Raw genomic sequence first — 6,350 nt, 5'->3', positions numbered from 1 at the left:
ATACTCGTGCCTTCAATTTCTCTGCGCTTCAATGTGTTAATTTCATGCGATTAAGACGCTTTTTTAGTGCTATTTCCATTGCCCTATGCTCTTTTAGCTTGTTTGCTCAAGCAGAAGATGAAGCCGCACCTGCCGAATCCCACTCACCTGAAACATTGACGATTAGCGAGGCCCTCAAGCAAACCACGGCCGATTCACTTGTGATTGAGGGCGACAAGCTAGAATTACGACTTGATCGACAAATGCGCGCAACTGGTAATGCTTCAATCCGACGCGGGAAACAAAGCATAACTGGCGATGCAATTGACTATGATTTGCAGAATGACGAGCTGAACGTCAAAGGCAATGCCAGCATCAATGTAGGCAATGCAAAACTCACCGGCCCTGAACTGCGTATGAGACTATCTGAAAGTATCGGCGAAATTAAAAATGCTTCGATTAGCATTGCTAAATCTTCCGAACCGAAAAAATCACAAGCCGCCAGTAGTAATTCTGAGCAATTTTCCAAACGCTTAGGCAATTTACAAAGCCCACAAATAGGGGGCGCAAGCACTTATTCCATTGCTACCGATGCAAATCAAGAACAAAATTCCTTAGGTTCTGATTCTGGTCTACGTTCAGATCTGCACAGCTCGAATGCACGCGGCGATGCAGAAGCAATCCTGTTTGAAGGGCAAGATAAAAAACGCCTGAAAAATGCACGTTATACCACCTGTGAAGTCGGGGTAGATGATTGGTATATTAAAGCCAAAGAATTAGAACTCAATGATTACACGGAATCAGGTGTGGCTAAAAATGCCTACATTGAATTCAAAGGTGTGCCACTCATATACACGCCTTGGATTAGCTTCTCTTTTAACAATCAACGCAAAAGCGGCTTGCTCGCACCAACCTACGGCACCACTAGTAAAAGTGGTTTTGAGCTCTCTGTGCCATTTTATTGGAATATCTCACCTAATAAAGACGCAACCATGGCGGTGCGTGCCTTAAGCAAGCGCGGCGTGCAATTGCAAGGTGAATTTCGATATTTAGAAGATAGGTACTCAGGCATTGATAATGTTGAATACCTGCCCAGCGACAGCCTGAGTGGTGAAAATCGATATTACGCAAACTTAAAACACCAGCACAATCTAGGCAAAGGCTGGTCAGCGGGTTATAGCCTTGAAAAAGTGTCAGATGACCAATATTTTTCAGACCTATCAACTCGTATCGTCACCACCAGCCGCATCAATTTACCGCAACAATTTAATGTAGATTACGCTGATGACATCTGGCGATTTAATGCGCTTGCACAAAAATTTCAAACACTGGATCAGCTATCTTATCCTTACGAACGTTTGCCACAATTGACCTTAAACGGGAATAATTATTTTGGCGATGTAAATGCCAATTTGTACACACAACTGGTTGCCTTTGACACCAACCAGAACGCCCCTACCAGAGTCACTGGCACACGTTTTAGCTTGTATCCGAGCATTAGCTTACCCTTGACCCGATCATACGGTTACATCACCCCTAAAATTGGCATTCATCACACCAGCTACAGTTTGAGCAATAACCCCAATAACAGCAACTCTCAAGATCGAACCGTGCCGATTATGAGTATCGATAGTGGTTTATTTTTTGATAAAGACCTTAAAATCGCTAACAGCAACTATACACAAACGATAGAACCTAGAATGTATTACGTTTACATTCCTAACAGCAAACAGGCCAATATTCCAATATTTGATACAAGTGAGTCTGACTTAAACTTCACTAGTCTATTTAGCGAAAACCAATTCACTGGTAGCGACCGTATTAACAATGCAAATCAGCTGAGTTTGGCGCTAACTACACGACTTATTGACACTGACACTGGAGAGCAGCGCTTATCCGCTTCAATCGGGCAACGTTATTATTTTGAAGATCAAAAAGTATCACTCCCCGGTGCGACATTACGCCAAAGCAATAGCTCAGACATTATTGCGGGGCTCAATACCAATTTAAAAAATCATTGGGACCTGAATGCCCTTTGGCAATATAACACCGATGATTCAAGTTCTGTTCGTACAACGCTCATGAGCCGTTACAATCCAGAACCTGGTAAAACATTGAATCTGAGTTATAGTTATAGACGGAATAACTCAAGCACTTTAATTAATAACGGGCTAGATCAATTTGACATTTCGGGGCAATGGCCTTTAGGCAAAGGTTGGTATGGAATTGGCCGTGCCAATTACTCAATACGTGAGAGTCAAATCATCGAAACACTCGCCGGCTTGGAGTATGATGCTGGATGTTGGCAAGCAAGAACCGTAATTCAACGTGTAAGTACCGCAACTGCGGATGCGAACTATGCATTATTTTTTCAACTTGAACTCGGAGGCTTAGCTTCAATTGGCGCCAATCCGCTCTCGACTATCAAGCGCAATATTCCAGGCTATGTAAATACAGGACTTATTCCTGAGACTTATCAACAACCTTATTACGAGTAAATAAATTGCGAGCTTTTATTATAAATTCACTGCGTTTCCTAACCCTTTCCGGCGCCATGCTCTTGGCGAGCTTATCCTATGCACACGCGGAAGAAGTTGTTAAATTAGACCGTATCGTTGCTGTTGTCGACCAAACCGTCATTACAGAACAAGAGTTGGAGGGAAGAATTGCTACCGTAACTGCACAACTAAAAAAACAAGGCAATGAACTCCCAGAAGAAAGCATTCTGCGTAAACAAATTTTAGAACGGCTTATTTCTGATACTTTACAAATTCAGTTTGCGGCACAAACTGGACTAAAAGTCGACGATAGCCAATTAGATAAAACCATCGAGCGCATTGCAGAGCAAAATCAGTTAACACTTACTGAGTTTAGTGAAGCGCTAGCCAAAGATGGCATTAGCATGCGTAAATTTAGGGCTGATATTCGCAACGAAATCATCATCGCGCGTCTGCGTGAGCGTGAAGTGGACGGTCGCGTTAACGTCAGTGAATCTGAAATTGACAATTATTTAACATCGCAAGCTTCTAGAAACGAAAGCCAAGATGAATTCGAAATTTCGCACATTTTAATCCGCACGCCAGAAGAAGGCGCTACTGAGGACATTCAGAAAGCCAAAGCCAAGGCAGAAGAAGCCATCAACCAACTTAAAGCAGGGGCAAGCTTCGCAAAGGTTTCAGCAAGTTTTTCTGACGCACCTAATGCCTTGGAAGGTGGAAATTTAGGCTGGAAAAGCGGCACACAAATTCCCGCCTTGTTTCTGGATGCTTTGAAAGACATGCAAGTTGGCGAGAACTCCGCCACACTGCGAAGCCCTAACGGTTTTCATATTTTAAAACTTACCAACAAACGCGGTGGCAATTCTCCGTTGGTGATTCAACAAACGCATGCGCGCCACATACTAATTAAAATCACAGAAGTGTTGTCGGAAAATGAAGCTAAACAAAAAATGGACGTTATCAAAGAGCGTTTAGATAACAACGAGAAATTTGAAGCGCTAGCACGCCAATATTCCGAAGATAGTACCGCGTCTAACGGCGGAGATCTAGGCTGGGTAAATCCTGGCGATACTGTGCCGCAGTTTGAAAAAGCCATGAACGATCTGAAAGACAATCAAATCAGCGCGCCAGTTCGCAGTCAGTTTGGTTGGCATATCATCCAAGTATTGGAGCGTCGTTCTCAAGACATGAGCAAAGAATCTGCCCGCTTAAAAGCGCGTCAAGAAATCCGCAATCGTAAGGCCGATGAAGCCTATCAAGACTGGATTCGTGAACTGCGCGACCGTGCTTATGTAGAACTCAGGCTTGAAGATAAATTTTAAACTGTACAACTTCTTAGTGTTAATAGGCACGTGAGCCAATTGTTACCCACTATCGCCATTACGGCTGGCGAACCAGCAGGCATTGGGCCTGATTTATGTGTGCAGTTGGCCCATCAAAACCTCAAGGCCAAAATCGTGGTGATTGCTGATGTGGCAATGCTGAATGTGCGTGCTAAACAACTTAATCTAACGCTCAACATTCTCCCGTTCTCAACACAAAACACGCCTATTCACCAAGGTAATGGCACCTTGACGGTATTACATCAAGCCGTAAATCAAGTGGCAATCGCTGGAAAGTTAAACGCCGCAAATAGTCAATATGTGCTGGAAACACTTAAGACCGCTGCGCTTGGTTGCACTTCAAATCAGTTTGATGCCATGGTCACGGCTCCTGTACACAAAGGCGTTATTAATGATGCTGGCATTGCTTTTAGCGGTCATACTGAATTTTTAGCGGAGCTGACCAACACTCCGCAAGTAGTCATGATGTTAGTAGGTAGCGGGCTACGCGTCGCCCTAGCGACCACACATTTAGCGCTTAAAGATGTACCCGCCGCCATTACTAAAAAAAACTTAGAAACCACCATTCGAATTTTACATCACGATTTAGTGCATAAATTTTGTTTGAAAAACCCACGTATTCTAATAGCTGGCTTAAATCCACATGCCGGTGAAGATGGCTATTTAGGCCGTGAAGAGATTGATATTATCAACCCTGTGCTAGAAAATTTACGTACCGAAGGCATGCAACTGATAGGTGCGTTGCCCGCAGATACTTTGTTCGCAAAGCACCATTTAAGCAGCGCAGATGCAGTACTCGCCATGTACCACGACCAAGGCTTACCTGTACTCAAACACGCTAGCTTCGGAGAAGGTGTAAACGTAACACTTGGATTGCCAATCATCCGAACCTCGGTTGACCACGGCACCGCGCTAGATTTAGCAGGTACGGGCAATATCGAAATCGGTAGCATGCTAGCCGCCATTCAATTGGCAATCACGCTAGCCAATAACAACTTAGCATCTAAAGCCTAGCCCCAAGTCCCTAAAAATGAAACACATTGCTAAAAAGCGCTTCGGCCAAAACTTTCTCACTGACCAAGCTGTGATTAATAGCTTGGTAGACGCCATTTCTCCAAAATCTGAAGACTTAATGGTAGAAATTGGCCCTGGCTTAGGCGCATTGACTAAGCCTTTGCTACAACGACTTAATATGCTGCACGTAATAGAAGTTGACCGCGACATTATCGCCTGGATGGAAAAAGAGTACGTCAAGCCTGTGAATGGCAAAAAAGTCGCCATCACCATTCACAACGCAGATGCACTTAAGTTTGACTTTACTAGCCTAGGTAACAATTTACGTGTAACTGGCAACCTGCCTTACAACATTTCAACGCCGATTCTTTTTCACCTGCTAGACAATGTAAGCACAATCACCGACATGCACTTTATGCTGCAAAAAGAAGTGGTAGAGCGCATGGTGGCTTCGCCCTCAACTGCAGCGTACGGAAGGCTTAGCGTAATGCTGCAATATCGTTTACAAATGGATTATTTAATCACCGTACCGCCAGAAGCTTTTGAACCTGCGCCAAAAGTAGAATCAGCTTTTGTGCGTTGCGTGCCGCATGCTGTGCTGCCGTTTGTAGCGAAAGATGAAGATCTCTTTGCAAAAGTCGTATTAGCCGCATTCGGACAGCGCCGAAAAACATTACGCAATACACTAAAAGAGCTATTAAATGACGAAGGCTTTACTGCACTGAATATCGACTCACAACAACGTGCAGAAAATTTAGCCGTTTCAGATTTTGTCGCTATTGCGAATTATCTAAGCTGATATAATTTAACCAAATAAAATTTAAATAAACTTAACTATTACATTGGGGAGCAATTTTGCGAATTATTCTATTAGGCGCACCGGGCGCAGGCAAAGGTACACAAGCCACCTTTATTAAACAACACTTCAATATTCCGCAAATCTCCACTGGAGACATGTTACGTGCAGCAGTTAAAGCGGGCACGCCATTGGGCTTGGAAGCAAAAAGCTTCATGGATAGCGGTGGTCTAGTGCCAGATGCAGTGATTATCGGCATGGTAAACGAGCGCATTAAAGAAGCTGATTGTGCAAACGGCTTCTTATTTGACGGCTTTCCACGCACCATTCCACAAGCTGAAGCCATGAAGAACGCAGGCGTAACGATTGATTACGTAGTAGAAATCGACGTGCCAGACAGCGCCATTATGGAACGCATGACAGGTCGTCGCAGCCACCCAGCTAGTGGCAGAACCTATCATATTAAATTCAACCCACCAAAAGTGGAAGGCAAAGACGACATCACAGGTGAAGACCTAGTACAACGTGCTGACGAAGCGCCAGATGTTGTGAATAAACGCCTAGTTGAATACCACGATCAAACTGAACCATTAGTTGAATACTATAGCAGCTGGGCAAAAAGTGGCGCAGTTGGCGCACCAAAACATGTGAAAATTAATGGTTTAGGTGAGCTTGAAACGATTAAAGCTAATATTTTTGCTCAGCTTAAATAAAACATAG

Annotated in this window: 5 protein-coding genes; all 5 read left to right on the top strand. The window is 43.8% G+C overall.

The genetic code is table 11. The annotated features are described in order from the left end of the window. Positions 1-44: 44 nt before the first annotated feature. The 5 genes from HOO90_RS06560 to adk are packed head-to-tail and all read left to right on the top strand — an operon-like array spanning position 45 to position 6,343. A complete protein-coding gene (locus HOO90_RS06560; RefSeq protein WP_292841125.1) occupies positions 45-2,477 on the top strand; it encodes an LPS-assembly protein LptD in 2,433 nt (810 codons plus the stop codon). A gap of 56 nt (positions 2,478-2,533) precedes the next feature. Beyond that, positions 2,534-3,799, top strand: a complete 1,266-nt coding sequence (locus HOO90_RS06555; protein WP_292841122.1) for a peptidylprolyl isomerase — start codon at positions 2,534-2,536, stop codon at positions 3,797-3,799. 30 nt (positions 3,800-3,829) lie between these two features. Continuing rightward, entirely contained in the window at positions 3,830-4,834 is a 1,005-nt protein-coding gene (pdxA, locus tag HOO90_RS06550; protein WP_292841114.1) for a 4-hydroxythreonine-4-phosphate dehydrogenase PdxA, read from the top strand. Positions 4,835-4,850: 16 nt separating this feature from the next. Further along, positions 4,851-5,633 (top strand): 16S rRNA (adenine(1518)-N(6)/adenine(1519)-N(6))-dimethyltransferase RsmA, encoded by a 783-nt coding sequence (rsmA, locus tag HOO90_RS06545; RefSeq protein WP_292841111.1) that lies wholly within the window; start codon positions 4,851-4,853, stop codon positions 5,631-5,633. A gap of 56 nt (positions 5,634-5,689) precedes the next feature. Further along, positions 5,690-6,343, top strand: a complete 654-nt coding sequence (adk, locus tag HOO90_RS06540) for an adenylate kinase (protein WP_292841108.1) — start codon at positions 5,690-5,692, stop codon at positions 6,341-6,343. The last annotated feature ends 7 nt before the right edge of the window (positions 6,344-6,350 follow it).

Source organism: Methylotenera sp., assembly GCF_013141425.1.
In the GTDB taxonomy this organism is placed as follows: domain Bacteria; phylum Pseudomonadota; class Gammaproteobacteria; order Burkholderiales; family Methylophilaceae; genus Methylotenera.
The sequence above is the reverse complement of the archived record's forward strand: the minus strand, read 5'-3'. Positions and strand labels throughout refer to the sequence as shown.

Bases quoted from the DNA above. Each gene is read 5' to 3' on its own strand.
- HOO90_RS06555 (WP_292841122.1), top strand. From the start codon at position 2,534: ATGCTCTTGGCGAGCTTATCCTATGCACACGCGGAAGAAGTTGTTAAA.
- HOO90_RS06560 (WP_292841125.1), top strand. From the start codon at position 45: ATGCGATTAAGACGCTTTTTTAGTGCTATTTCCATTGCCCTATGCTCT.
- rsmA (WP_292841111.1), top strand. From the start codon at position 4,851: ATGAAACACATTGCTAAAAAGCGCTTCGGCCAAAACTTTCTCACTGAC.